This window comes from Streptomyces sp. NPDC086835 (assembly GCF_044745705.1).
Taxonomy (GTDB): domain Bacteria; phylum Actinomycetota; class Actinomycetes; order Streptomycetales; family Streptomycetaceae; genus Streptomyces.
Genome location: NZ_JBIVAU010000011.1, coordinates 13,536 through 39,535, shown reverse-complemented (window position 1 = coordinate 39,535; position 26,000 = coordinate 13,536). Strand labels below are relative to the sequence as shown.

The following is a 26,000-nucleotide window of genomic DNA, read 5'->3' as shown; positions in this document are numbered from 1 at the left end:
GTCAGCCTCCCCAGATGTCGTGAAGCCGGACCTCGAGCACGGCCAGCACCACCGCGCCGGCCGCCACCGTCGCGGAGCCCCAGCGGGTCCGCTCCGCCAGGGAGAGGAAACCGGCCGCCGGTACCGCGAGGGCCGAACCGATCAGGTACGACAAGAAGATCGCGGTGCCCTCCGAGGCCTCATCGCCCTGCGCCAGCCGCACGATTCCCACCACCAGCTGTGCGAGCGCCAGCACCGTCACCACGGCCATGCCGATGAAGTGCCAGTCCTTGGTGGGCTGGTCCTTGTAGGCGGCGAAACCGCACCAGGCGGCGAGGGCGAGCGCGGTCACACCGACCGCGACCGTCAGGGCGTCAAGCATGGGCTCGAGGGTATTACGGGCCGAAGGCCGCGATGCGCCCGGCCCCGGGCGGCGTCCGGAAGGGCGCCGCCGGTGGTGGCACCGCTCACGGGCCTGCGGTCGGCGCCCCGACCGTGGTCTTGACCACAGCCGCCGCCCGCTACGGGCCCCCGGCCGACGTGCGGGCCCGGGGCACGGGCGCCGTATCTGCGCAGGTCACGACCAGGGAAGGCGACCGCGCCGGGACCGGACGCCGAGATCACGAGGCCGAACCGAACAGTCCACATAGTGCAACCAAGCTGTCCGCTATACGGACAGCCCCGGTCCGGTCGCCCACCCGTCTGTTTTACTTGCAGCCATGACCACGACGAGCAGCCGCACCCTTGCGACCGAGGCGAACACGACGCCCGGTGCTCGCCGCATGTGTCGAATGTGCGCCATCTGAGGGCCCCTGCCTGAGCCTCGCGCCCCGAAGCGAGACCGACAGCCGCGCCGCGTCCGAACGTCCCCGGAGATCTGGAACGCCTCGGACCGAGCCTGCCCCGCGCACGTGTTGCCCCGGCCACCAGCCGAACCAGCCGTGCCGCGTCGGAACCGAAATGCCCCGTGCCCGGCGGACACCTCGCCGTGCACTCGACAGTGACGGATACCCCTGTGATCACCACTACGGGCCTTACCAAGGTCTACCAGTCGCGAGGTGGCCGCGAGGTCACCGCTCTGGACGGCGTCGACCTGCACGTCCGTGAAGGCGAGGTCTTCGGCGTCATCGGCCAGAGCGGCGCCGGCAAGTCCTCGCTGATCCGCTGCGTCAATCTCCTCGAGCGCCCCACGTCCGGCACCGTGACGGTCGCCGGAACGGATCTCACCGCCCTCGCCGGCCGCGGCCGCCGCGCCTCCAAGGAACTGCGCGAGGCACGCTGCCGCATCGGCATGGTCTTCCAGCACTTCAACCTGCTGTCCTCCCGCACCGTCAAGGACAACGTCGAACTGCCCCTGGAGATCCTCGGCGTCCCCGGCGCCCAGCGCTCCCGCAAGGCTCTGGAACTTCTCGACCTGGTGGGTCTCGCCGACAAGGCCAAGGCCTACCCGGGCCAGCTCTCGGGCGGTCAGAAGCAGCGCGTCGGCATCGCCCGCGCCCTCGCCGGCGACCCCAAGGTGCTGCTCTCCGACGAGGCGACCAGCGCCCTCGACCCCGAGACCACGCGCTCGATCCTCCAGCTGCTGCGTGACCTCAACCGGCAGCTCGGCCTCACCGTGCTGCTGATCACGCACGAGATGGACGTCGTCAAGACGATCTGCGACTCGGCCGCCCTGATGAAGAAGGGGAAGATCATCGAATCCGGAACGGTGAGCGAACTGCTCGCCACCCCAGGCTCCGAGCTCGCCCGCGAGCTCTTCCCGGTGGGCGGTGACGCCTCCGGCCCCGGCCGCACCGTCATCGACGTCACGTTCCACGGCGAGGCCGCCACCCAGCCGGTCATCTCCCAGCTCTCGCGCACGTACAACATCGACATCTCGATCCTCGGCGCCGCGATGGACACCGTCGGCGGCAGGCAGATCGGCCGCATGCGCATCGAACTCCCCGGCCGCTACGAGGAGAACGTCGTCCCCGTCGGCTTCCTGCGCGAGCAGGGGCTCCAGGTCGAGGTCGTCGGCCCCGGATCCGCGGCGCGCGTCCCCGCGCAGCACGCCCCCGAGCCGGTGAAGGAGGTCGCGAAGTGACCTGGTCCGAGATGCAGCCCCTGCTCAGCCAGGGCACCTTCGACACCCTCTACATGGTGCTCTGGTCCACCCTCGTCACCGTCGCCGGCGGCCTGCCGCTCGGCGTGCTCCTCGTCCTCACCGACAAGGGCGGACTGCTGCAGAACACCCCGGTGAACAAGGTCGTCGGCGTGATCGTGAACATCGGCCGCTCGCTGCCGTTCATCATCCTGCTGATCGCGCTGATCCCCTTCACCACCCTCGTCGTCGGCACCTTCATCGGCCCCACCGCGATGATCGTGCCGCTCGCCGTCGGCGCCATCCCCTTCTTCGCGCGCCTCGTGGAGACGGCGATCCGCGAGGTCGACCACGGGCTCGTCGAGGCGGTCCAGTCCATGGGCGGCTCCATCCCCACCATCGTGCGCAAGGTGCTGCTCCCGCAGGCCCTGCCCTCGCTCGTCTCCGCCGTCACCACCACCGTGATCGTCCTCGTCGGATACTCCGCGATGGCCGGCGCGGTCGGCGGCGAAGGCCTCGGATCCAAGGCCGTCACCTACGGATTCCAGCGCTTCGAGACGCAGTTCATGCTCATCACGGTCGTGATCCTCATCGCCATCGTCACCGTCGTCCAGCTCATCGGCGACGGAGCCGTACGGCTGCTGGCCCGCCGGGGCCGCGCCGCGAGCTGAACCCCCTGAACCTTCTCCCCATACAGCCCGCACTCCTTGTCCGGGCGTTGTTCCACCACCAGAAAGAGGCACTTTTCGTGCGTAAGAACATCAAGCTCACCGCGGCCGCCGCCGCCACCGCCGCGCTCGCCCTCGGTCTCACCGCCTGCGGCACCGCCTCCGACCCGGGAGCCAAGGCGGACAACGGCGGCAAGGCCGACGAGTCCAAGGCGCTCGTCGTCGCCGCGTCCCCGACGCCGCACGCCGACATCCTGAACTACGTCAAGGACAACCTGGCGAAGAAGGAAGGCCTCACCCTCGAGGTCAAGGAGTTCACGGACTACGTCCTGCCCAACACCGCCACCCAGCAGGGCCAGGTCGACGCCAACTTCTTCCAGCACAAGCCGTACCTGGACGACTTCAACAAGAAGAACAAGACGACCATCGTCCCGGTCGTCGACGTCCACCTCGAGCCCCTCGGCCTCTACTCCAAGAAGGCCAAGGACCTCAAGGACATCAAGGCCGGCCAGACGATCGCCGTCCCCAACGACACCACCAACGAAGGCCGCGCGCTGGCGCTGCTCGCCGACAACGGCCTGATCACCCTCAAGGACGGCGCCGGCACCGACGCCAAGCTGTCCGACATCGCCGACGCCAAGGGCCTGAAGTTCAAGGAGCTCGAGGCGGCGACGCTGCCCCGCGCCCTGAACGACGTCGACGCCGCCGTCATCAACGGCAACTACGCCATCGAGGCCGACCTCAAGCCCGCCCAGGACTCGCTGGCCCTCGAGAAGGCCGAAGGCAACCCGTACGCCAACTTCCTCGCCGTCAAGGAGGGCAACGAGGACGACGCGCGCGTGCAGAAGCTCGCGAAGCTCCTGGGCTCGCCCGAGGTGAAGAAGTACATCGAGGACAAGTACGACGGTTCCGTCGTCGCCGCCTTCGGCGCCGCGGGCTGAAATCCCGCGCACCGTCAAGTGACGCTCGAGAGAAGCCACTTGACTCCGGCCCCGTGTACCTACCAAGGTGCGCGGGGCCGCCTCGTACCGACACCCGGCCCTGCACGGCCCGCACCCGATGTTGCATGCTGTGCCTTTACGGCCAATACGCCGTCAGGTTCGACCCGTACACGACAGTCTTCGGCATGGAGCTGCGCATGACTACCACCTTCCCGGACGTGTCCATCAGCACGGAGCGGTTGGTGCTGCGCCCCTACGAGGAAGCCGACATCGCGGCCCACACCGAGATGATGAACGACGAGATGGTCACCGCCTGGACCTCCGTGCCCCACCCCTACACGGCGGCCGACTCCGAGGACTGGGTGCGCAGGATCGCTCCTGCGGAGCGCACGGAAGGCCGCGGCATCGTGCTCGCCGTCACCGAGTTCCTCACCCAGCGGCTCGTCGGCGTCGTGCACCTGCAGAACACCAACTGGCGCACCCTCTCCACCGAGGTCTCCTACGTCACGGCCCCCTGGGCGCGCGGCGAGGGCTACGCGACCGAGTCCGTGCTCGCCGTGGCCCGGTGGCTGTTCCGCAACCAGAAGTTCGAGCGCATGGAACTGCGCACCGCCGCCGACAACACCGCCTCACAGCAGGTGGCGCAGAAGATCGGCTGCATCAGCGAAGGCGTCCTGCGCAACGCGTGGATAGCCCGCACCCGGCCCGACGACGGCTCCGGCGCCTGGGTGGACATCCGCACCGACCTCATCGTCTGGAGCCTCCTCCCGGAGGACCTCGAGGCCGACCGCCTCGCGGAGGCGGGCTACGCCTCCTACACCGACTGGAACTGACCCTCCCGGGCGGGAACGACGCCCCTCCCGAGGGCCGCCCGACAGGTCCGCCAGGTACCCTCACGTGCGACGCGTACCCGCGGAACTGCTCCGACCTGCGACAACCCCAGGAGACTGACGACGATGGCCGACCGGGTCACGGTGATCGGCTGGGACGGTTCGCCACTCACCCGAGCGGCCAGGTCCGCCCTCTCCGCGGCCACCCTGGTCGCCGGCGCCGCCCATCATCTGGCGCTGCCCGAAGTCCCGCCCGGGGCCGAGCGCATCCGCCTCGGCAGCGTCGGCCTCGCCGCCCGGCGCATCGCCGGACACCGTGGCAGCGCCGTCGTCCTCGCCGACGGCGACCCCGGCCTCTTCGGCGTCGTACGCACCCTGCGCGCGCCCGAGTACGGCCTGGAGGTGGAAGTCGTCCCCGCCGTGTCCTCCGTGGCGGCCGCCTTCGCCAGGGCGGGCATGCCGTGGGACGACGCCCAGATCGTCGTCGCACACCGCCGCACGCTGCGCCAGGCCGTCAATGTGTGCCGCGCGCACAGCAAGGTCGCCGTCCTCACATCCCCGGGCGCCGGCCCCGCCGAACTCGCCCTGCTGCTCGAGGGCATCCATCGCACCTTCGTCATCTGCGAGGAACTGGGCACCGACCGCGAACAGGTCACCGTCCTCACCTCCGACAAGGTCGCCGACCACATGTGGCGCGACCCCAATGTCGTCATCGTCATCGGCGGCACCGCCGGCCCCGCTCCCCTCACCGCCACCGGCGGCTGGATCGCCGGACGGGATCCCGGCTACCCCCCGGCCGTACGCGGCTGGGCCCTGCCGCCCGCCGAGGCGCCCACACGCGGCGAGGGCGAGTTCGCCGGACTGCGGGCCGCCCAGCTGGCCCGGCTCGGACCCCGCATCGGTGACCTCGTATGGGACATCGGCTCCGGCAGCGGCGCACTCGCCGCTGAGGCGGGGCGGTTCGGCGCCGCGGTGATCGCCGTCGACAACGACCCGGATGCCTGCCGTCGCACCGAGGCGGCGGCCCGGCGCCTCGGCGTCCAGCTCCAGGTGGTGCACGGGCGGGCCCCGCACGTTCTCGAACGGCTGCCCGAGCCCGATGTCGTACGGATCGGCGGCGGGGGAGTGCCGGTCGTCACCGCCGTCGCCGACCGCAGGCCGCAGCGCATCGTCACCCACGCCTCCACGCGGGACGAGGCCGAAGCCATCGGCGCGGCGCTCGCCGCCGGCGGATACAGCGTCGAATGCGCCCTCCTCCAGTCCGTCGAGCTGGACACGTCCGACTGGTCGGAGCGGGAACGCTGTGTGGTCTTCCTGCTGTGCGGAAGACAGCCCGACCCTCGCCCCCGGCCCCCCTCGACGGACGGTCCGGGGTAGGCTGGCCGATTGTTGTACCGCAGCCGGGCGTTCGTCGCTTCGTTCGTCAATGTCCGGAAAAGGGAGCCGCTTTGGTTCCCGTATGTGGTACGTCGATACCGGGGGGTCGCGCGACGTGGCGCAGCCCACAGCGAACCGCGGCGGATCTTGCTGCCGTAGTGGCGAACGACCGCGACAATGCTTTGGTCCGTGGGTCGATCGTGCCGCGCGGCGCACACGCTCGTTCTTGTTCAAGGGCGTCAGGTGTGCCGCTGTCGGACGCCCCGGGCGAAGGGCGAAGGAGCAACCGATGGGCGAGGGGTACGCGCATGACTGACACCGGCCAGATCCCGGGCGAGGGGCTGCCGGAGGACGCAGGCATGGTGGAGCAGCCGGGCGTCCCCGCTCCCGGCACGTACACCTTCCTCGAACCCTCCGAGAACAGCCCGGAAGAGGACGACCTCCTGCTGATGCCCGGCGCACAGGGTGCGTGGAGCGATTCCCACCAGCACGCGCCCGCCGCCCAGGCGGCGCCGGTCGCCGACCAGTACGCGGCCGCGCCCGCACCGGCGACGGCGCACCAGGACGCGGCGACGCAGCACCACAGCGGCGAGTACCAGGTGGACTACGCCGCCGCCGGTTACCCGGCACAGGACTACGCGGCCGCCCCGGCCGTGCACGGAGTCGAGCAGGCCGCGCCCGCCCCGGCCGACACGGCGTACGCGGAGCAGCAGGCGGCGCAGAACGCCGCGGCGCCCGCGCCGGCGCTCGTCGAAGTCACCCCGGCGGCCCAGGCGGCCGACGCCACCCCGCCGCAGGAGCCGCAGTTCCACGAGGTCCGCTCAGCGGAGCCGCAGGAACAGGGCTTCCAGCCGCACGCCCCCCAGCCGGCCCAGGCACAGGCCGAGGCCCAGGCGCAGGAAGCTGCCGCGCAGGAGCCGTTGGCGCAGGTGCAGGGCACCATGTCCGTCGTCCCCGGCGTGGCTCCGGCAGGTCCGGAGGCCGTCGCGGCCGAGGCGGTCCCCGCCGCCGCCCACGCGGCCCCGGTCGCGCAGGAGGCGCCGGCACAGCAGGAACAGACCCCCGCGGCGCAGGAGAGCGGTGCCCACGAGGCGGGCGGCCGTGATTCCGGGGCCGTCGACCTCAGCGCCGTACGGACTCCGGCCGCCGCCACCTCCGCCATGCCGACGCCCGCGCGCCGGCCGCTCCACATGGGTCCGCCCGTGCCGGACACCTCGAGCGGCGTGGTCCGTTCGCTGGCCGACCGCGGCCCGGCCGGTACGCCGCCGCACCCGATGGTCGTCCGCTCGGCTGCGGCGCAGTCCGCCGCCACCGGCGTGGAGTACCTGGACGTGCCGCGTGAGGAGCCCGCCGCCGAGCTGCCCGGACCGCAGCTCGGTGACATCCCTCCGCAGGCCGGGGCCCCGTGGGACCCGCAACCGCAGCAGAACCAGGCTCCCGTCGCAGCGCCGGCGGCGCCCGCAGAAACGGTCGTCCCGTCGGACGCGCCGGCCGAACCGGCGAACGCGGAAGCCACCGTGCCCGCGCCCCGGACCGGTGACTTCGAGCAGCAGCCCGCCGCGGAGGCGGAGCCGACCGTGGCGCCCGAGCCCGCCGCGCCGCAGCAGCACGCCGAGGCCGACGCCCCGAACCAGGTCGTCGTGCAGGAGCCCGCACCCGAAACCGTCGAGCCCGCCGCGCCCGAGGTAGCCGTCCCCGAGCCCGCCGCGCCCGAGGTAGCCGTGCCCGAGCCCGCCGCGCCCGAGGCAGCCGTGCAGGAAGCCGTGACCGAACCGGTCGCCGAGGAGCCTGCCGTCGAGCCCGCGGTCGCCCCGCAGGCACAGGCCGTGGCTCCGGAGGCGGCGGGCGACGCGCCGGAGGCCCCGCAGGCCCCGGCTCCCGCAGTCGTGTCCGAGCCCGAGCCGGTGGCCGTCGCGCCCGACGCAGGCGAGGCCGCCGAAGCCGCCGTGCAGGCAGCGCCCGTGCAGACGGGTGAGCCGTCGGCGGAGGCCGCAACGGCGCCCGTGGAGGCACCGGAGGCCGGCGAGGGGTCGGCCCCGGCCGTCCCGTCCGAGGAAGCCGCCACCGCACCGGCCGCCGAAGCCCCTCAGGCGGAAGCCCTTCAGACCGAAGTCCCGCAGGAGCAAGCTCCGCCGGCCGAAGCCCCTGAGGCCGAAGCTCCGCAGGAGGAAGCGCCGCAGGACGACATGAGCCAGGCCCCCGCCCCGGCGGAGGCCACCCCGTCGGCGCAGTCCGTCGCGGACGACGCCGCCCCGGCCGGCGCGGACGCTCCCGAGGAGGGCGAGTCGCCCGAGCCGCAGCCCGCCGCGACGGCCCCCGCACCCGGCTACGACGACGCCGAGCGCGAGGCCGTGCTGCGCGTGATGCGCGAACGCCGCGACATCCGCAACGGCTTCCGCAGCGACCCCATCCCGCACGAGGTCCTCCTCCGGGTCCTCGAAGCGGCGCACACCGCCCCAAGCGTCGGCCACTCCCAGCCCTGGGACTTCGTCGTCATCCGCTCCGCGGAGACCCGCCGCACCATGCACGAACTGGCGCAGCGTCAGCGTGAGGCGTACGCCAAGTCACTGCCCAAGGGCCGGGCCAAGCAGTTCAAGGAACTGAAGATCGAGGCCATCCTCGACACCCCGGTGAACATCGTCGTCACCGCCGACCCCACCCGCGGCGGCCGCCACACCCTCGGCCGGCACACCCAGCCGCAGATGGCGCCCTACTCGTCCGCCCTGGCCGTGGAGAACCTGTGGCTCGCGGCCCGGGCCGAGGGCCTCGGCGTCGGCTGGGTCTCCTTCTTCGACGAGCGTGAGATGGTGCGCACGCTCGGCCTGCCCGAGCACCTCGAGGTCGTCGCCTACCTCTGCGTGGGGTACGTCGACGAGTTCCCGGAGGAGCCCGAGCTGATGCAGGCGGGCTGGTCCAAGCGCCGCCCCCTGTCCTGGGTCGTGCACGAGGAGACCTACGGACGCCGTGCGCTGCCCGGGGAGGAGCCGCACGACCTGCTGCAGGAGACCGTCACCAACATCCGCCCGCTCGACGCCAAGGCGCTCGGCGAGGCCTGGGAACGCCAGAAGCGGATGACCAAGCCCTCCGGTGCCCTCGGCATGCTGGAGATCATCTCCGCGCAGCTCTCCGGCCTCTCCCGGATGTGCCCGCCGCCGATCCCCGAGCCCGCGGCCGTCGCCATCTTCGCCGGCGACCACGGGGTGCACGCCCAGGGCGTCACCGCCTGGCCGCAGGAGGTCACGGGCCAGATGGTGGCCAACTTCCTCGGCGGCGGGGCGGTCTGCAACGCCTTCGCGAACCAGGTCGGCGCCGAGGTCTGCGTCATCGACGTCGGCGTGGCCTCCGACCTGCCGGCCACCCCCGGTCTGCTGCCCCGCAAGGTGCGGCCCGGCACCGCCGACTTCACCACCGGTCCCGCCCTGACCCGCGAGGAGGTCCTCTCCGCGATCGAGGTCGGCATCGAGACCGCCCGCGACCTGGTGGCCGCCGGCAACAAGGCGCTGCTGACCGGGGAGATGGGCATCGCCAACACCACCACGTCCGCGGCCCTCATCTCCGTCTACACGGGCGCCGACCCGTCGGAGATCACCGGGCGCGGCACCGGCATCAACGACGAGATGCACGCCCGCAAGGTCGACGTCGTCCGCCGTGCCCTCGAGCTCCACCAGCCCGACCCGGCGGACCCGATCGGCGTCCTGGCGGCCGTCGGTGGCCTCGAGCACTGCGCGCTCGTCGGGCTGATCCTCGGCGGCGCCTCCCTGCGGACCCCGGTCATCCTCGACGGCGTCAGCACGGGCGCGGCGGCCCTGGTCGCCCGCGCCGTCGCGCCGGAGGCGCTGGCCGCCTGCATCGCCGGCCACCGCAGTGCGGAGCCCGGCCATGTGGCGGCCCTCAACAAGCTGGGTCTGCGCCCCCTGGTCGACCTGGACCTCCGCCTCGGCGAGGGCACCGGCGCCCTGCTGGCGCTCCCGGTGGTCCAGAGCGCCGCCCGCGCGATGCACGAGGTGGCGACCTTCGACTCGGCAGGCGTCACGGAGAAGTAGTCCGGGCCCCGCGCGTCCGGGCCCCGCGCGTCCGGGCCCCGCGCGTCCGGTCCGCAGCGGACCGGATGCGCGGGGGCGCAGGCGCCGGAGGCAACCGTTCCGCAACGGTCCGGGCCGCTCCCCGCACCGGGGCCGTATCGTGTTCGCCAGGACCCTCACCCGTTCCCACCAGCCGCTTCACCGTCGCAGCGGCCTCACTCCCGCACCGCATCGCCCGAGGAGCCGCACCGCCATGGCCGAGCACGTCCCGCACGCCGAGCACCCCGCCTACCCCGTCGGCCTCCGACTCGCCGGGCGCCGCGTCGTCGTCATCGGCGGTGGGCAGGTCGCCCAGCGAAGGCTCCCCGCCCTGGTCGCGGCCGGTGCCGACGTCACCCTGATCTCCCCTTCCGCGACGCCGTCGGTCGAGGCCATGGCCGAGTCCGGCGAGATCACCTGGACCCGCCGCCGCTACGAGGACGGCGACATCGCCGACGCCTGGTACGCCCTGGTGGCCACCAGCGACGCCGACGCCAACGCCCGCGCCTCCGCGGAGGCCGAGCGCACCAAGACGTGGTGCGTCCGCAGCGACGACGCCGACGCGGCCACCGCCTGGACCCCGGCGACGGGCCGCAGCGACGGTGTGACCGTCGCCGTCCTCACCGGCCGCGACCCGCGACGCTCGGCCGCGGTACGCGACGCGATCGTCGAGGGCCTGCGCGACGGCACCCTCGCCGCACCCCACCACCGCAGCCGCGCCCCGTTCGTCGCCCTCGTCGGCGGCGGCCCCGGCGACCCGGACCTGATCACCGTCCGCGGCCGCCGGCTGCTCGCGGAGGCGGACGTCGTCATCGCCGACCGGCTCGGCCCGCGCGACCTCCTCGACGAACTCCCGCCGCACGTGGAGGTCATCGACGCCGCCAAGATCCCGTACGGGCGGTTCATGGCCCAGGAGGCCATCAACAACGCGCTCATCGAGCACGCGAAGGCCGGCAAGGCCGTCGTCCGGCTCAAGGGCGGCGACCCGTACGTCTTCGGCCGCGGCATGGAGGAGGCGCAGGCGCTCGCTGAGGCCGGCATCCCGTACACGGTCGTGCCCGGCATCTCCAGCTCCATCTCCGTTCCCTCCGCCGCCGGCATCCCGGTGACCCACCGGGGGGTCGCCCACGAGTTCACCGTCGTCAGCGGCCATGTGGCGCCCGACGACCCGCGTTCGCTCGTCGACTGGAAGTCCCTCGCCCGCCTGCGCGGCACGCTGGTGATCCTCATGGGCGTCGACAAGATCGGCGCCATCGCCGAGGCCCTCATCGCGCACGGCAAGGCCCCCGAGACGCCGCTCGCCCTCGTCCAGGAGGGCACGACCGCTGCGCAGCGCCGGGTGGACGCCACCCTCGCCACCGTCGCCGAGACCGTCAGGGCCGAGGACGTGCGCCCGCCGGCCGTCATCGTCATCGGGGACGTCGTCGCCGTCGGCCCGCGCAAGTAACCACCGGTAACCCGACCTTGCGGAAACCGTTGGCACCGCACATCCAAGAAGGCAGTATCACCCTGTGGCCGATCTCATCACCATCGACGACCCCGACGACCCCCGCCTGCGGGACTACACGGGCCTGACCGACGTCGAACTGCGCCGCCGACGCGAACCGGAAGAGGGCCTGTTCATCGCGGAGGGCGAGAAGGTCATCCGCCGCGCCGGACAGACCGGCTACGAGATGCGCTCCATGCTGCTCTCCGCCAAGTGGATCGACGTGATGCGCGACGTCATCGACGAGGTCCCCGCGCCCGTCTACGCGGTCGACCCGGCCCTCGCCGAACGCGTCACCGGCTACCACGTCCACCGCGGCGCGCTCGCCTCCATGCAGCGCAAGCCGCTGCCGGACGCGGCCGAACTGCTCGGCACGGCCCGCCGGGTGGTCGTCATGGAGTCCGTCAACGACCACACCAACATCGGCGCCATCTTCCGCAGTGCGGCCGCCCTCGGCATGGACGCCGTGCTGCTCTCACCGGACTGCGCCGACCCGCTGTACCGCCGTTCCGTGAAGGTCTCCATGGGAGCGGTCTTCTCCGTGCCCTACGCACGCCTCGACGCCTGGCCGAAGGGCCTCGAGGCGGTCCGCGAAGCGGGCTTCCGGCTGCTCGCCCTCACCCCGGACGAGAAAGCCACCTCGATCGACGAGGCGGCCCCGCACCGCCTGGAGCGGGTGGCGCTGATGCTGGGCGCCGAAGGGGACGGACTGTCCACCAAGGCCCTCATGTCAGCCGACGAGTGGGTGCGTATCCCCATGTCCCGCGGTGTCGACTCGCTCAACGTGGGCGCGGCGGCCGCGGTCGCCTTCTACGCGGTCGCCACAGGCCGTCCCGGAACCTGACCCGTCACAGCTTCTGGGCGGCCGCGATGCCCAGCGCCACGATCAGCGTCACCACGAAGAAGACGGTGATCCGCTGACGCAGCAGCCGCGGATTGGCCGGCCGTCGGCCCGTCGAGGTGGTCCGCACCCCGGGCCTGGTGCCCGGCCGGCCGTTCGTACGGGCGGTGCCGCGCGACTGCTGGGGCCGGGACCCGCCACCGGTACGGGACGGCGTCTGCGGCCTGGGCACCGACGACCCACCCGTACGCCGCTCCATGCGCTCGGTACGGTCCGTGCGCTCCGGATAACGCGCCGTCGGCCGGTTGAGCTCGACCCGCTCCCGCTGCACGGGCGGCCGGGCGTCGTGCAGCCCCTGGGCCTCCCTGGCCGCGATCTCCTTGAGCCGCATGGACAGTTGCAGCGTGCTCGGCCGCTCCTCCGGGTCCTTGGCGAGGCACGCGGAGACCAGCGGCGCCAGCGCGTCGTGCACCCCGTGCAGCTGCGGCTCCTCGTGCACCACCCGGTACAGCATCACCTCGGAACTGCCGTGCCCGAAGGGTGAGTCGCCCATCGCCGCGTACGCGAGGGTCGCCCCGAGCGCGAACACGTCGGTCGCGGGCGTCACCGCCGCACCGCGCACCTGCTCGGGCGCGAGGAAACCGGGCGACCCCACGGCCGTGCCCACGTGCGTCAGGGTGCTCGCGCCGGTGGCCCAGGCGATACCGAAGTCGATGATCCGCGGCCCCTTGGGCGACAGCAGAATGTTGGACGGCTTCAGGTCACGGTGCACCACACCGGCCTCGTGGACCGCCACCAGGCCCTCGGAGAGCGCGGCGCCCACCGCGGCCACGTCGGCGGCCCGCAGCGGCCCCTCCTCGACCACCTTGTCGTGCAGCGACGGCCCCGGCACGTACTGGGTGGCGAACCACGGCCGGTCCGCCTCCAGGTCCGCCGCGACCAGCCGGGCCGTGCAGCCCCCGCGGATACGCCGCGCCGCCGACACCTCGCGCGCGAAACGCGAACGGAACTCCTGGTCCTCGGCGAGATCCGGCCTGATCACCTTCAGCGCGACGCGCTGCCCTCTGCGGTCGGACCCCAGATAGACGACGCCCATACCGCCCGCGCCCAGCCGCCGGTGCAGCCTGAACGAGCCGACGACACGCGGGTCCTCGCGCCGGAGCCGCATCATCGCCATGTCCGTCCCCTACCTACGGTGGGGAGGCCCCACCCCGCTGCCCGGTCGTCCGCTTTTGACGTGGCACAGCTTACGTACCCCCGCGCCGGTGTGCTCATAGGCCGCGCCCTCCCGTCCGGATCGTTTGTCAGTGCCAGGTGGGAGAATTGACCAGTGGTCAGCGGAGGGCGGATCCATCTCCCCTGACCCGTGCGTGATCTCAACGGTCAGTCGCAGAAGGGGGATTGGATCGATGAAGGGTGACCGCGTGGAGATAGTGGTGGACGCGGGAGACACGACCCGTACGTATGAAGTGGTGGCAAGCCGGGCGGGCCGCAGGGTTGAGACGGCGGTGCGCAGGGGGGTGGTCGAAGTGAGCGAAGTCACCCGTTCCGGGTCCGTCGTCCGGACGGCCCGATTCATGGCCACTCGGGTGCTTGCCCTGGTGGAGCAGCCCGTCCCGCGGGCCGACTCCGCGGAGTGACGCACGACCCCTCCGGGAAGACCCCAACTCCTCACCCCTCGTCTCCACCCAGGGGAGTACGCCGGGGGGTGACGGCTCATCCTCCGGGAGGCCCGGCAATCGGTACGAGGGCATGACGTCCGGGGCCCTCGGTTTCCCTAATGTTGATGTCAAGCGGCGGGTGCAGCACTCGTCCCCCGAGGTCAGACACCCGCCGCTGCCAACCCACGACAGGAGAAGGACGATGGCGGACACGGTAACGCGGACACTGATCCGCACGCAGGGACGCAAGGCATCCGCCGCGTTCGGCGGCCGCCAGTCCGGCACGCGCCACCCATTGGTGGCGACGGCCATGGTCCTTCCCCTCGCGGCACTGCTGGTGGTCGTCTTCGGCGGCTGGGACGCAGTGGTCACACAGGCGTCGTCCGTAGGCGTGATGCTGGGGCGCTGAACGGCGCCCCGGGCCCGGAAGAGCGGTCCGGGCCGGGGACATCCGGCCAACAACCCCGTGGGGACGGGGGTGCGGCGGACGGCAGCGATGGCCGGTCAGCTGGGGAGCTGACCGGCCATCGCGCATGCCCGCACCTGATAGCGCGCACCGGACCCTGCGTCCTTGCCGCGCACTCACTGGTACCCCCACCCGGCGGAGAGCGATTGCCGACCGGGGGACTGACCCACGGCCCGGAACGGGCCCTACGGGCGGGAGGGGTTCCCGACACCCGCACCACCCACCCGCACCACCCACCCGGCCCAGGGCCACGCCCCGCAGGGGTGACACGCACCGGGACCGGGCCCGGCCCTGGGGCGGCACCGCACCGGCCAGCGCCCGAGACCACGCCCCCCGATACGCTCCACGCGTGACCGCCTCAGTCGTACGCGCCCTCGCCACCGTCGCCCGCGACGCCGCTCACCTGGCCACACCACGCGGCTCCTGCCGCGCCTGCGGCGCCCACGACGCCGGGACGCAGACGCTCGCCGACCGTCCTGACGGCATCGTCGTGCGCCACGGCGCGGCCGTCGCGAAGGCCCACGCTCCCGACACCGACCGGGCGGCGCACGACGTACGTGTCGCCCTCGCGGCCCACCCCGCGCTGGCGGGGATCCTGCTGCCTCCCCTCCCGGCCGGCCCCCGCACGGGAGCAGCCCCGCTGCCGAACGACCCCCGCCCCGTCACGACGTGGCCCTACGGCGTCCCCGTGGACCCCGCGGACCCGGACGCCGCGCCCTGGGAGGAGGCCGCGGTCCTGCTGGCGCGACTGCACCGCGTCCCGCCGGCCGAGCTGTCGGGCACACACACGGCCAGGGCCACAGCAGCCGACCCAGCCACAGGAGCGGACCCAGTCACCGCCACCGGCGCAGCCCCGCTCCCACCCATGCGCGGCCCCGCCAAGGCCCGCGCCGCCGTGGCCCGCATGGAGGCGGCGGCACCGGACCACCCGGCCGCGCCGGACGTCCGACGCGCCTGGGAGCGCCTGCCGGCCTGGGCGCGGGGCGAGGCGCCGTCCCCGCGCCGGGACGCTGTGTGCCACGGCGACCTGCACCTCGGCCAGCTCGTGCGCCACCCCGCCCCGGACGGCCCGTGGTTGCTGATCGACGTGGACGACATGGGGCTGGGCGACCCGGCCTGGGACCTGGCCCGTCCCGCTGCCTGGTTCGCGACGGGCCTGCTGGCGCCGGAGATCTGGCAGCGGTTCCTCGGCGCGTACACCGCCGCGGAGGGCGGCGCCGTTCCTTCCGCCGGTGATCCGTGGCCTCAACTCGATGTGCCCGCGCGGGCGCTGACGGTGCAGACCGCGGCGACCGCGCTGGCGAAGTCGGCTGTGGAGGGGCGTCAACCGGACGACGTCGAGCGGGCGGTGCTGGACGCCTGTACCCGAATCGGGACAGTGTGACCCGAGTTGGAGTTCGATGCTCCGTCGTAGGGTGAAGTCCTCGTCGCCGGGCATGCATCCGGGCGACGTCGACCGAACGGCGAGGAGCTGACCAGACGATGCAGTGTCCCAAGTGCCATGCAGCGATGCACACGTACAACCGCAATGGTGTTCAGATCGAGCAGTGCAGCGGCTGCCGGGGCATATTTCTCGACTACGGCGAGCTGGAGTCGCTGACCCGACTGGAGTCGCAGTGGACCCAGCAGGTCCCGCCCGCGCCGCCGGCCCCGCATGCACCGCAGGCCTACCCGGCCGCGCCTCCGGCTCCGGCGTGGGGCGCGCCGCACCATGGTGGTCACCAGGGGCATCACCGTCAGCGGAGCTTCGGCCGGATGCTGTTCTCCTCCTGAGCGCCTGAGCGCCTGAGCGCCTGAGCGCCTGAGCACCTGAGCACCTGAGCGCCCGGGCGTCACTCATTGAGTGCCCGCGGATGCGTCGGCCGGGCCACTGGCCCGGCCGGCCGCTGCCGGTCCCGTCGTGCGCCCGCCGGCGCACGACGAAGCCCCCGGCCGTCGAGACGGCCAGGGGCTCCGGTGATGGTGCGCGATACTGGGATTGAACCAGTGACCTCTTCCGTGTCAGGGAAGCGCTCTCCCGCTGAGCTAATCGCGCGGGGTGACCTGCGTTACTGCACTGCGTACTGCCGATCAGCATCCCTCACTGAGAGCTGCATGATCACTGCGTACTGCGTGCGCGATACTGGGATTGAACCAGTGACCTCTTCCGTGTCAGGGAAGCGCTCTCCCGCTGAGCTAATCGCGCTCGGATCCTCGCGGATCCAGTGGACGATACTGGGATTGAACCAGTGACCTCTTCCGTGTCAGGGAAGCGCTCTCCCGCTGAGCTAATCGTCCTTGGAGGTGGAGACGGGATTTGAACCCGTGTAGACGGCTTTGCAGGCCGTTGCCTCGCCTCTCGGCCACTCCACCCGGAGTGCAGGGGGTTCGGGAAGATCCCCCACTTTCTCGAGCGGACGACGAGATTCGAACTCGCGACCCTCACCTTGGCAAGGTGATGCTCTACCAACTGAGCCACGTCCGCTTGTCGTTTCCGTTCCGCTTGCGCGTCCCGGCGACGTGTTGAACTCTAGCGGATTCCCGGGCCAGTACAAAAACGCGTTTGTGCAGCTTGCCGCCGTGTGTTCACGTCGCAGCAGCTCAACGGCGACTCAACGGCAGCTCGCCGCCGGCTCAGCGGCAGCTGATCGGCGGCTCGTGAGCGGCCCCCGGCCCGGGCCATCCGCACCCCGTCCTCGCCGGTCATACACTCACAGACGTGCACGACCTCGCTCCTCTGGCCCGCTTCGGCCCCCTCGTCGCCACCGACCTCCGGGACGTCACAAGCGACCCCGCGGCCCTGGACTCCACCGGCTTCTGGGCCGTCGCCGCCGACTTCGAGGGCGGTCTGACCTGCGCCCGCTTCGGCGATGTCCGCAGTGAACCGGTTCCCGAGCCCGTCCCGGGCCGCTGGCGGGGGCCGGCCGCGGAGGAGTGGACGTCCTCCTTGGACCGGGCCGCCTACACCGCCGGCGTGCGGCGCGTCCGCGAGCACATCGCGGCCGGCGAGGTCTACCAGGCCAATCTGTGCCGGGTGCTGTCGGCGCCGTTGCCCGACCCGGCCGCGGCCGATGTCGACGAGCTGACCGCGCTGCTGGCGCGGGGCAACCCGGCTCCGTACGCAGGAACGATCCGCCTGCCCGCGCACGGCGTGGAGATCGCGACCGCGTCCCCCGAGCTGTACCTGAGCCGCGACGGACGCACCGTCGAGTCCGGCCCCATCAAGGGCACGGGCAGGACGGCGGACGATCTTCTCGAGAAGGACCACGCGGAGAACGTCATGATCGTGGACCTGGTCCGCAACGACCTGGGCCGGGTCTGCACCACCGGCAGCGTCACCGTGCCCGAGCTCTGCGCGGTCGAGCCTCACCCCGGCCTCGTGCACCTGGTCTCCACCGTCCGCGGTGAGCTCGCCCCCGAAGCGGGCTGGGGCGATCTGCTCGCGGCGACCTTCCCGCCGGGCTCGGTCACCGGCGCCCCCAAGTCCAGCGCGCTGAAGATCATCGACGCGCTGGAGACCGTGCCGCGCGGCCCGTACTGCGGCGGTGTCGGCTGGGTCGACGCCGACCGGCGCACCGCGCAGCTCGCCGTCGGCATACGGACCTTCTGGATCGACCGCGAGGCGAACGTCCTGCGGTTCGGCACCGGCGCCGGCATCACCTGGGGCTCCGACCCGGAACGTGAATGGGCGGAGACGGAACTGAAGGCATCGCGACTGCTGGCGGTAGCGTCGGGCGCGTACGCGGCAATCGGAAGGACAGCTCGATGAAGGTTTGGGTCAACGGCGCGCTCTCGGAGATCGAGGACGCCCGGGTGTCCGTGCTCGACCACGGAATGACCGTCGGCGACGGCGTCTTCGAGACCGTCAAGGCGGTCCACGGTCAGCCCTTCGCGCTCACCCGCCACCTGGAACGGCTGGCCCGCTCCGCCGACGGCCTCGGACTGCCGGAACCCGATCTCGACGAGGTCCGGCACGCCTGCACCGCCGTACTGGCCGCGAATCCCATGCCGCTCGGCCGGCTGCGCATCACCTACACCGGCGGACTCTCCCCGCTCGGCTCCGACCGGGGGACCGACGGTCCGACGCTGGTCGTCGCGCTCGGCTCGACCACCCGTCGCCCCGACACCACATCGGTGATCACCGTCCCCTGGACCCGCAACGAACGCGGCGCGCTGACCGGGCTGAAGACCACCTCGTACGCCGAGAACGTCATCGCGCTCGCCAGGGCGCACCAGCAGGGCGCCTCCGAGGCCCTGTTCGCGAACACCGTCGGGCGGCTCTGCGAGGGCACCGGATCGAACGTCTTCGTGGTCCTCGACGGTGAACTGCACACCCCGCCCGTCTCCTCCGGCTGCCTCGCGGGCATCACCCGCGCCCTGACCGTCGAGTGGACGGGCGCCAAGGAGACGGACCTGCCCATGGACGTCCTCGACTCCGCGGAGGAGATCTTCCTGACCTCCACCCTCCGCGACGTCCAGTCGGTCGCACGCGTCGACGGCCGCGACGTCAGCGCCGCCCCGGGACCCGTGACGACGAAGGCGATGCGCGTCTTCGAGGAGCGCGCGGCGGCCGATCCCGACCCGAAGTCCGAGTAACCGGCCCCGGAGCCGGGGGAAAACCTGGTGTCGGAGGGTCGCGGGGCAGGTAGAAACTCCTCGATGACCACAACCCTGCGGCCCACGGGGCCGATCCAGTACGACGCCGACGGCGCCGCCTCCCGCGGCTACGACGTCTGCGTGAACGGCCGGCCCGTCGGGACGGTCGAGCTCGCCACGGACACCGGCGGCGGCCGTCCGGTCGGCTCCATAAGGTCGCTGCACATCGACGAGGCCGACCGCAGACGGGGCCGCGGCACCGTCGCGGCCCTCGCCGCGGAGGAGGTGCTGCGCGGCTGGAACTGCACCGAGGTCCGCGTGGCCGTCCCGGCCGATGCCGGCCCCGCCCTGCGCCTGGTCACGGCGCTCGGCTACACCGAACGCGGCCGCAACATGATCAAGGAGACGTCCCGGCCGCTGCCGGCGCTTCCCGAAGGCGTCGAGAGCCGCCCGATGGACGAGGACGAGTTCGGCCGCTGGCTGTCGCACGCCGTACGTCACTTCGCCCAGGACTGGGTCTCGCGCGGCGTGCCGAAGGACGAGGCACTCGCCCGTTCCGAGGCCGTCCACGCCCGTCTGCTCCCCGAGGGTCGCGCGACCCCCGGCGTCCACGTCCACTGCCTGCTCGCCGAGGGCGCCGCCGTGGGGCACGTCTGGGTCTCGGAGTGCGAGGTACGCCCCGGCGAGGACGGGGCATACGTCTTCGACGTCGAGGTGGCCAAGGCCTACCGGGGCAGGGGCCACGGAAGGGCCCTGATGCTGCTCGCGGAGCGCATCGCGGGCGAGGCCGGCCGGCCGCTGATCGCCCTGCACGTCTTCGAGGGCAACCGCCCCGCGCTCGCGCTCTACGAGTCCCTCGGCTACCGCACGACCCACCGCAACTTCGTCAAGCGGCTCCTGTGACCGGGCCCGGCCGGGTCACTGCCCGGCCAGGAGCCGGTCGGCGATCTCCTCGATACGAGCCCGCAGCCCGTCCTGGCTCTTGCCGCCGTCGAGCCGCTCGCCGCCGATGACGTACGTGGGCGTGCCGGTCACCCCGATCGCCTTGCCCTCGGCCTGGTCGGCGTCGACGATCAGGATGTGCCGGCCGTCGATGAGCGCGGTGTCGAACTCCTCCACCTCCAGGCCCAGTTCGCCGGCGACCTCCAGGAGGAACGGCTCGCCCTTGGCCGCCAGCTCCTCGGCGCGCGCCAGCACGGCCTCCGCGTACGGCCAGGCCTTGCCCTGTGCCGCGGCCTCCTCGGCGGCCTGCGCGGCGGCGAACGCGTGCTTGTGCTTGTCGAGGGGGAAGTGCCGCAGCCGCAGCTCGAGCCGGTCACCGTAGCGGTCGCGAAGGGCCCGCAGGTCCTCCAGCGCGGTGCGGCAGTCGGTGCACTGGAGCTCGCACCACACGTCGAGGACGGCGGGGGAGCCGGTCGGGGAGTCACTCATGCGGCCAGTCTTCCAGCCCGGCGTCGCTCGCCCCAACCGGGACCTGGGGAGGAGAGCGTCCCGGAGATCTCCCCCAGATATGCGCACGCCCGCCTCGCACCGTGGCCCGGAGCGGCCGGAGCGGTGCAGGATGGAGGGGACGCAACCGCTCAAGCCGCCAACGCCTGGAGGACCGGATGCTTGCCGAGACCATTTGTTCCGCGGTGTCCGCGGCGGGCCTGGGCATCGCCGCGATCACGGCGTACCGCAGGCGTTTCCTGTCCGCGGCGCGTATCGCGGCCTACTCGCTGCTGCCGCTCGGCCTCGTCCTCACCGGGGCGGTCGAATGGGCGGTCGGCACGGCGTTCAGCCTGACCGCCTGGGTCGGCTTCGGCCTCCTCGGCGCCGCCTGGCTGCTCTTCCTGACAACCAGGGCGGTGGAGCGCCGGACGGGCGGCACCCGCAAGGAGCGCAAGGCAGCCGCCGCGGCCGCCCGCCGCGAGGCCGCCGAACCGGCCGCCTCCCGGCCCTCGCTCGGCCGGTCCGCCCCGGCGGCCGACCAGGCCGCGCAGGCCGAACCGAAGGCGTCCCGCGCGGACGACGACTTCAGCGACATCGAGGCGATCCTGAAGAAGCACGGCATCTGACCGTCCCCGAGGCCGGCCCGCCGGGCGGGGCCACCACCCCATCGCTCCGTGGCCGACGCCGCCGCGGCCGGTGCCTTCCGCGGGTGACGGGGCCGGGCCACGGGATGTGATGAACCACCGTTGCCGCAGGGCGTGTTGGTCGATCATCCCCGCCCGGGCTACGCCATGATCACCCCGAGATGCTCGATACCTCGCGGGGCCAGGCCCCCGTACCGACCCAGGAGCCGCGCGGATGCCTTTTCGCGCTCTCCCAGCCGCCCCTGATGATCTTCCTCGGGGTGATCGGCGTCCTGCTGCTGATGGCGGCCGTGCACGACCTCTTCTGGCTGTGAGGGACGCGGTGGGACACCATGGTCCGCTCAGCCCGCTGCCTCCTTGCGGCGCGCCCGGTAGGCGGCGACATGCAGTCGGTTGCCGCATGTGCGGCTGTCGCAGTAGCGGCGCGACCGGTTGCGTGACAGGTCCACGAACGCGCGCCCGCAGTCCGGCGCCTCACAGCGCCGCAGCCGTTCCTGCTCGCCCGCGACGACGATGAACGCCAGCGCCATCCCGCAGTCGGCCGCGAGATGGTCGGCGACCGACGCGCCCGGTGCGAAGTAGTGCACATGCCAGTCGTAGCCGTCGTGGTCCGTCAGCTGCGGAGTCGTGCCCGCCGCCGCCACCAGACGGTTGATGACCTCCGCGGCGGTCCTGCTGTCCGGCGCGGCGAACACCTGGGCGAACAGCGTCCGGATCGCCTGCACGGCCTTGATGTCCCGCTGGGTCAGCTCCCCCACCCCGCTGACCTTGTGGCTGCGTACGAAGTCGTACAGCGCCGCGACGTCCGTCAGCCTGTCGTCCTGCCCGCTCTCCGGTGCTGTGTTCACCAGATCGACGACGGTGTCGAGGGCGATACGGGTGTCGTGGGGGATCAGCACGAATTCGCTCCCTGGCCGGATGCGGGCCGGTGCCCGCCGAATTGCGCTGACTCTAGCGGTTCGTGCCGAGAGCGCACCGGCGCCGTCGCCGCGGTGGATTCCGCGACGACGGCGCCGGTGTTGTTCCGTATGAGGTTGTCCGCGCGGCGCCGTCTCCCCGAGACGGACGGCGCCGTGCGGTTTTCCGCCGGCCGGACTGGGCTCAGCTCTCGGCCAGAATGTGCGACAGCTCCGTGTCGAGATCGAAGTGCCGGTGCTCGGTGCCTGGCGGCACCGCTGCGTCCGTCCGCTTGAGGAACGATTCCAGGGCCCGCGCCGGGGCCTCCAGCAGGGCTTCGCCCTCCGGGGAGCTCAGCGCGATGCAGACGACGCCCTGGCCATGGCTGCGTGAGGGCCAGACCCGTACGTCGCCCGTGCCGGTGGGCCGGTGCAGGCCCTCGGCGAGAAGGTCGCGGGCGAAGACCCATTCGACCGTCTCTTCGGCTCCGGTGTGGAAGGTGGCGTGCACGGCATAAGGATCGGCCGTGTCATACCGCAGGCCCGCGGGTACAGGCAGTGAGGACTCGCTCGATACAACGAGGCGCAGGTGCAGCTCGCAGCTGACCGTGGTGTTCATAAGCGCCAGGGCCTTTCGCTCAGTGTGCGCTCGGGGATTCGCACGTCGGCGAAATCGACATGCCACCTACGGTGCCGTTGTAAACCCCTCTGACCGTTTTGGGATCCTTCAGGTCGCTCGTACGGCGGTGCATTACTTTGCGTTATACGGCCATTCCGGTGACGGAGTTCGATCCGGTAGGTTTGGATTCATGAACGCGCAGAGTGACGAGCGGGACGAGGCCGTCGTGGCGACGACCGCCGACCCCGCCACGGGGGACGTGACGGGCGGTGCGGCACAGCCGCTCCCGGAGGCTGCGAAGGAGGAACCGGCGCTCGGCTCGAGGGCGCCACACTTCATCAAGCGATCCAGACCACTGCATGTGAGCTGGCAGGTCGGCGTCTTCATCGTCGGCCTGGCCGTCGTCGGTGCCGGTGTGTCCATGCTGGTGCTGCCCGGACCCGGCTGGGTCGTGATCTTCGGTGGCATGGCGATCTGGGCGACCGAGTTCGTCTGGGCCCAGCTCGTGCTGCGCTGGACCAAGCGCAAGGTCACGGAAGCGGCCCAGCGGGCGCTCGACCCGAAGGTCCGGCGGCGCAACATCATTCTCACGACGATCGGTCTCGTGATCGTCGCGGCGCTCTGCGGTGTCTACCTCTGGAAGTTCGGGCTCGCCCTGCCGTGGAACATCGACGAGTGACCGCCAAGTGGTCCGGGGCACCGGCTGACATGGGGTAATGTTTGCCCTGCGCCCGGGCGATTAGCTCAGTGGGAGAGCGCTTCGTTCACACCGAAGAGGTCACTGGTTCGAACCCAGTATCGCCCACCGGGAACGGATGCCCCGGAGACTTGACGGTCTCCGGGGCATCCGTCGTTTCCCCTGCCGTCACCGCATGCGGCCCAGGCTCTCCCGCAGCCTGCGGGCGTCCCGGAGCCGCTGCTCGTACGTCGCGCCCACCCCGAGCAGCAGCAGGCCCACGAGCGCGGGCGGCAGCCAGCGGGGCAGCGCTCCGACGACCTGCGCCACGTACGGGGCGAGCTCGTGCAGCGCGTCCAGGGCCAGCACCGCGCCGCCGAGGACGAGCAGCGCCTGCAGCTTCAGCCGGGCGCCGGCCAGGGTCACCGCAAGGGCCGCGAGCCCCAGCAGCAGCGGGCGCAGCCAGTGCTCGTCGCCCCAGGCGGCGACGAGGCTCGGCACCAGGGTCGCGGCCAAGCCGGGACCGTACGCCGTCCAGGAAGAGGCCTGCGGGTCCTTCCGGCGGCGGAGCACCCCGAGGGTCAGCGCAGCGGCGGTGACGGGCAGGGTGTAGGCCTCCGGGGACGTCACGTCGGAGGCCGCCAGCCGGACCCAGGTGGCCGCCACGAAGCACACCGCCGCCAGGTGGCCCGCCACCGGGCGTCGCTCCTCCCGGACGGCCGTACCGGCGGCGAGGACGCCGCACAGCGCCAGGACCAGGGCCAGCGTCGGCGCGTCGCCCGCCGCGAGCGGCAGGGCGACCAGGCCGGCAGCGGCGCCCGTGATCTCCACGGGCAGTGCGGCGGGGTGGCGGCGCAGCACGGCGCCGAGCACCGCTGTGAGCGTCGGCACGGCCAGCAGTACCAGAGCGGCGTGGTGTGCCGGGAGGTCGAGCGCCGCGGCGCCCGCTCCGGCGAGGACGGCGGCGTGGACCGTGGAGGTGCAGGCGAGCAGCGCCTGTACCGGGCCCTTGGTCCGCAGGGCCGCGAGGGCGAGGGCCCCGACGAGCACGCCGAGGACGACGAAGGTCGCAGGCCGCGTCGCGAGCGACAGCAGCGCCACGCTCACCGAACCGCCGAGCCCGCACACCAGCGCGGTGATCGAGACGTCCCGGAGCCGCACGGCGGTGGCGAGGGCGAGGATCCCGAGGGTGAGGACCAGCTGCCAGGCGACGGCCGCGGAGTGACCGAAGCCGAACACGACCGGCACCGTGACGGCGGCGGCCCAGGTTGCCGCGACCGCGCCGCACCGGGCGGCCGCCCGTATCCGGTCGCGATGCGCGCGCCGGACCGCAGCCGGAGACCACGGAGCCCTGGGCAGCCAGGCCGCGGCGCCGGGAGGCGTGCCGGGGTCGGCGGCAGCGGGCGGGACGGGGGTGTCCTGGTCGGCCTCGTCCGGGACCTGGTCCGGGGTGTCGTCCCGGTAGCGGGCCACGGCCGCCAGGACCGCCGCGACGGTCAGGAGCGTCAGCGGGGCCGGGAGCAAGGACGTCGTCGTGGCGTCCAGGTCCGGCAGGCCGGACCCACCGGACCAGATGTCGGTCAGCGTCGTCGCCGGACCCGCCAGCGCCAGCGCCGTCAGCGGAAGCACCGCGAGGAGCGCCCCCGCGTGCACGGCCGCCGCCGCGCCGGCGAGGCCGGGAAGCAGCCGCCGCGGCAGCGGGGTCCGTACGGCGCCCACCAGAACCACCGCGCACAACAGGTACCCGAGCACCGCCCAGCCGCCCGGGACCGCGGCGCGGATCACGCCGCCGACGCCCGCCACCACGGCCAGGCCCGCGACGGCGGAGACCCAGGCGGCGGAGGTGCGCCACGCGGCGGACAGGGCGACGGCCGCCGCCACGGTCAGCAGCACCGCCGGGCCGGCGGCGGTCGCGGCGTCGTCCGCCGTCAGCGACCTGAGCACGCCGGTCAGCAGCGCCCCGCCGCCGGTCGTCGCGGCCGCCGTCCAGGCGACCACCTTCACGGCGGCCGGCCGCGTCCACAGCACGACGGCGACGTCCAGTGCGGCGGTCAGCAGCAGCGCCCACTCGATCGGCGGCGCGGCAGCGTCCGCGGTCAGCGCCCAGAGCGGCAGCGGGAGCTGTGCGGCCACGACGGCGGCCGGCAACGGGGTCCGCAGCCGGGGCAGCGCGACGCCGTACGAGGACCACAGTGCGGCGAGCGCCGCGGACGCCAGGGCCGAGTATCCGAGCCCGTCCGTGTCCGGCAGCCCCACCCGGTGCAGCGCGTACGCGTCGAGGACCGTCAGCACCAGTCCGAGCACGGCCACGGACTCGGCGGTCGCGAAGAGACCCCTGCGCAGCAGGACCACCGGTGTGCCGAGGGCGGCGACCGTCACGGCGCCGAGCACCGCGGAACGGCCGCCGATGCCCATCTCGCCCCAGCTGACGAGGGTGAACGCGATCGCCGCGATCGCCAGCAGCAGTCCGCCGAGTGTCAGCAGCAGGTTCTGCACGCCGGGCGGCGACGTCTCGGCCGCAGCGGGCGCGGCGAAGGACCGGCCGAAACCGGCGGGCGGCGGGGCGGCGGGGGCGACGGGCCGCAGCGCGGCGAGCAGCCAGGCCCTGCGGGCCAGCAACTGCGCGCGACGCGCCTCCAGTTGGCGCAGCTCACGGTCGAGTGTCGCCAGTTCCTCGGCCGGTGGTGGCACGTTCTCCATGGCCGAAGTGTGGCCCCGGCCACAGCCGGCGGCATGGGCGCGGATACTCAATTTCCGGTGAGTACCGAC

General features: G+C 72.7%; 24 protein-coding genes and 6 tRNA genes. 19 read left to right on the top strand and 11 right to left on the bottom strand.

Translation table 11 applies throughout. The features are described from left to right. Position 1: 1 nt before the first annotated feature. A complete protein-coding gene (locus ACIPJI_RS29730) occupies positions 2-361 on the bottom strand; it encodes a hypothetical protein (protein ID WP_307705444.1) in 360 nt (119 codons plus the stop codon). A gap of 633 nt (positions 362-994) precedes the next feature. On the opposite strand from ACIPJI_RS29730, the gene ACIPJI_RS29725 reads away from it, so the two are divergent. The 8 genes from ACIPJI_RS29725 to ACIPJI_RS29690 all read left to right on the top strand — a co-directional run bounded on the left by ACIPJI_RS29725 (position 995) and on the right by ACIPJI_RS29690 (position 12,266). Next, on the top strand, positions 995-2,062 hold the full coding sequence (locus ACIPJI_RS29725) for a methionine ABC transporter ATP-binding protein (RefSeq protein WP_402249853.1): 1,068 nt from the start codon (positions 995-997) through the stop codon (positions 2,060-2,062). After that, entirely contained in the window at positions 2,059-2,730 is a 672-nt protein-coding gene (locus ACIPJI_RS29720; protein WP_307705442.1) for a methionine ABC transporter permease, read from the top strand. Before ACIPJI_RS29725 ends, ACIPJI_RS29720 begins: the two co-directional genes overlap by 4 nt. Before the next feature lie 77 nt (positions 2,731-2,807). After that, on the top strand, positions 2,808-3,668 hold the full coding sequence (locus ACIPJI_RS29715; RefSeq protein ID WP_356621219.1) for a MetQ/NlpA family ABC transporter substrate-binding protein: 861 nt from the start codon (positions 2,808-2,810) through the stop codon (positions 3,666-3,668). A 125-nt stretch (positions 3,669-3,793) separates the two neighbouring features. Then, positions 3,794-4,501, top strand: coding sequence for a GNAT family N-acetyltransferase (locus ACIPJI_RS29710; RefSeq protein ID WP_373465258.1), 708 nt, complete (start codon positions 3,794-3,796; stop codon positions 4,499-4,501). 123 nt (positions 4,502-4,624) lie between these two features. Next, positions 4,625-5,875, top strand: a complete 1,251-nt coding sequence (cbiE, locus tag ACIPJI_RS29705) for a precorrin-6y C5,15-methyltransferase (decarboxylating) subunit CbiE (RefSeq protein ID WP_356621220.1) — start codon at positions 4,625-4,627, stop codon at positions 5,873-5,875. 308 nt (positions 5,876-6,183) lie between these two features. Continuing rightward, on the top strand, positions 6,184-9,918 hold the full coding sequence (gene cobT, locus ACIPJI_RS29700; protein WP_402249850.1) for a nicotinate-nucleotide--dimethylbenzimidazole phosphoribosyltransferase: 3,735 nt from the start codon (positions 6,184-6,186) through the stop codon (positions 9,916-9,918). A gap of 232 nt (positions 9,919-10,150) precedes the next feature. Further along, positions 10,151-11,383: a uroporphyrinogen-III C-methyltransferase gene (cobA, locus tag ACIPJI_RS29695; RefSeq protein WP_307705437.1), complete on the top strand. Its 1,233-nt coding sequence runs from the start codon at positions 10,151-10,153 to the stop codon at positions 11,381-11,383. A gap of 64 nt (positions 11,384-11,447) precedes the next feature. Then, on the top strand, positions 11,448-12,266 hold the full coding sequence (locus ACIPJI_RS29690) for a TrmH family RNA methyltransferase (RefSeq protein WP_402249848.1): 819 nt from the start codon (positions 11,448-11,450) through the stop codon (positions 12,264-12,266). Positions 12,267-12,270: 4 nt separating this feature from the next. Here the strand turns inward: ACIPJI_RS29690 and ACIPJI_RS29685 are convergent, their stop codons facing one another. Next, on the bottom strand, positions 12,271-13,440 hold the full coding sequence (locus tag ACIPJI_RS29685) for a serine/threonine-protein kinase (protein WP_307705435.1): 1,170 nt from the start codon (positions 13,438-13,440) through the stop codon (positions 12,271-12,273). 232 nt (positions 13,441-13,672) lie between these two features. Here ACIPJI_RS29685 and ACIPJI_RS29680 point away from each other — a divergent pair, with 232 nt between their 5' ends. The 4 genes from ACIPJI_RS29680 (at position 13,673) to ACIPJI_RS29665 (ending at position 16,163) form a co-directional block, all read left to right on the top strand. Beyond that, the gene (locus tag ACIPJI_RS29680) at positions 13,673-13,903 is read left to right on the top strand and encodes a hypothetical protein (protein ID WP_307705434.1); all 231 of its coding nucleotides are present in this window, start codon (positions 13,673-13,675) and stop codon (positions 13,901-13,903) included. A 223-nt stretch (positions 13,904-14,126) separates the two neighbouring features. Continuing rightward, positions 14,127-14,333 (top strand): hypothetical protein, encoded by a 207-nt coding sequence (locus ACIPJI_RS29675; RefSeq protein WP_307705433.1) that lies wholly within the window; start codon positions 14,127-14,129, stop codon positions 14,331-14,333. A 406-nt stretch (positions 14,334-14,739) separates the two neighbouring features. Further along, positions 14,740-15,774: a phosphotransferase family protein gene (locus ACIPJI_RS29670; RefSeq protein ID WP_402249845.1), complete on the top strand. Its 1,035-nt coding sequence runs from the start codon at positions 14,740-14,742 to the stop codon at positions 15,772-15,774. Between the two features lie 98 nt (positions 15,775-15,872). Continuing rightward, complete coding sequence (locus ACIPJI_RS29665; RefSeq protein WP_307705432.1) at positions 15,873-16,163, top strand: zf-TFIIB domain-containing protein; 291 nt, start codon at positions 15,873-15,875, stop codon at positions 16,161-16,163. Positions 16,164-16,350: 187 nt separating this feature from the next. On the opposite strand, the gene ACIPJI_RS29660 is transcribed toward ACIPJI_RS29665, so the two are convergent. The 5 genes from ACIPJI_RS29660 to ACIPJI_RS29640 form a co-directional block, all read right to left on the bottom strand. After that, positions 16,351-16,425, bottom strand: a tRNA-Val gene (locus ACIPJI_RS29660). 78 nt (positions 16,426-16,503) lie between these two features. Continuing rightward, positions 16,504-16,575, bottom strand: a tRNA-Val gene (locus ACIPJI_RS29655). Between the two features lie 20 nt (positions 16,576-16,595). Continuing rightward, positions 16,596-16,667, bottom strand: a tRNA-Val gene (locus tag ACIPJI_RS29650). Between the two features lies 1 nt (position 16,668). Continuing rightward, positions 16,669-16,742, bottom strand: a tRNA-Cys gene (locus tag ACIPJI_RS29645). Between the two features lie 39 nt (positions 16,743-16,781). Continuing rightward, positions 16,782-16,854: transfer RNA gene (locus tag ACIPJI_RS29640), tRNA-Gly, on the bottom strand. Between the two features lie 234 nt (positions 16,855-17,088). Here ACIPJI_RS29640 and ACIPJI_RS29635 point away from each other — a divergent pair. The 3 genes from ACIPJI_RS29635 (at position 17,089) to ACIPJI_RS29625 (ending at position 19,868) form a co-directional block, all read left to right on the top strand. Then, positions 17,089-18,138, top strand: a complete 1,050-nt coding sequence (locus tag ACIPJI_RS29635) for a chorismate-binding protein (RefSeq protein ID WP_402249843.1) — start codon at positions 17,089-17,091, stop codon at positions 18,136-18,138. Further along, a complete protein-coding gene (locus tag ACIPJI_RS29630) occupies positions 18,135-18,965 on the top strand; it encodes an aminotransferase class IV (protein ID WP_307705430.1) in 831 nt (276 codons plus the stop codon). Before ACIPJI_RS29635 ends, ACIPJI_RS29630 begins: the two co-directional genes overlap by 4 nt. A gap of 63 nt (positions 18,966-19,028) precedes the next feature. Beyond that, complete coding sequence (locus ACIPJI_RS29625) at positions 19,029-19,868, top strand: GNAT family N-acetyltransferase (RefSeq protein ID WP_402249841.1); 840 nt, start codon at positions 19,029-19,031, stop codon at positions 19,866-19,868. Between the two features lie 15 nt (positions 19,869-19,883). Here ACIPJI_RS29625 and ACIPJI_RS29620 read toward each other — a convergent pair whose 3' ends face one another. Further along, entirely contained in the window at positions 19,884-20,396 is a 513-nt protein-coding gene (locus ACIPJI_RS29620; protein ID WP_402249839.1) for a DsbA family protein, read from the bottom strand. Between the two features lie 176 nt (positions 20,397-20,572). Here ACIPJI_RS29620 and ACIPJI_RS29615 point away from each other — a divergent pair, with 176 nt between their 5' ends. Both ACIPJI_RS29615 and ACIPJI_RS29610 read left to right on the top strand, forming a co-directional pair. Then, complete coding sequence (locus tag ACIPJI_RS29615; RefSeq protein ID WP_356621225.1) at positions 20,573-21,022, top strand: hypothetical protein; 450 nt, start codon at positions 20,573-20,575, stop codon at positions 21,020-21,022. 179 nt (positions 21,023-21,201) lie between these two features. Further along, positions 21,202-21,354 (top strand): hypothetical protein, encoded by a 153-nt coding sequence (locus tag ACIPJI_RS29610; RefSeq protein WP_005319706.1) that lies wholly within the window; start codon positions 21,202-21,204, stop codon positions 21,352-21,354. A gap of 27 nt (positions 21,355-21,381) precedes the next feature. Here the strand turns inward: ACIPJI_RS29610 and ACIPJI_RS29605 are convergent, their stop codons facing one another. Further along, on the bottom strand, positions 21,382-21,939 hold the full coding sequence (locus ACIPJI_RS29605) for a CGNR zinc finger domain-containing protein (RefSeq protein WP_307705426.1): 558 nt from the start codon (positions 21,937-21,939) through the stop codon (positions 21,382-21,384). Between the two features lie 202 nt (positions 21,940-22,141). Continuing rightward, positions 22,142-22,555, bottom strand: a complete 414-nt coding sequence (locus ACIPJI_RS29600; RefSeq protein WP_003959770.1) for an SsgA family sporulation/cell division regulator — start codon at positions 22,553-22,555, stop codon at positions 22,142-22,144. Positions 22,556-22,745: 190 nt separating this feature from the next. Here ACIPJI_RS29600 and ACIPJI_RS29595 point away from each other — a divergent pair, with 190 nt between their 5' ends. Together ACIPJI_RS29595 and ACIPJI_RS29590 are read left to right on the top strand one after the other, a co-directional pair. Beyond that, positions 22,746-23,234, top strand: a complete 489-nt coding sequence (locus ACIPJI_RS29595) for a TIGR02611 family protein (RefSeq protein ID WP_356621228.1) — start codon at positions 22,746-22,748, stop codon at positions 23,232-23,234. 54 nt (positions 23,235-23,288) lie between these two features. Then, positions 23,289-23,360: transfer RNA gene (locus ACIPJI_RS29590), tRNA-Val, on the top strand. A gap of 60 nt (positions 23,361-23,420) precedes the next feature. On the opposite strand, the gene ACIPJI_RS29585 is transcribed toward ACIPJI_RS29590, so the two are convergent. Continuing rightward, a complete protein-coding gene (locus ACIPJI_RS29585) occupies positions 23,421-25,931 on the bottom strand; it encodes an SCO7613 C-terminal domain-containing membrane protein (protein ID WP_402249835.1) in 2,511 nt (836 codons plus the stop codon). Positions 25,932-26,000 lie beyond the last annotated feature (69 nt).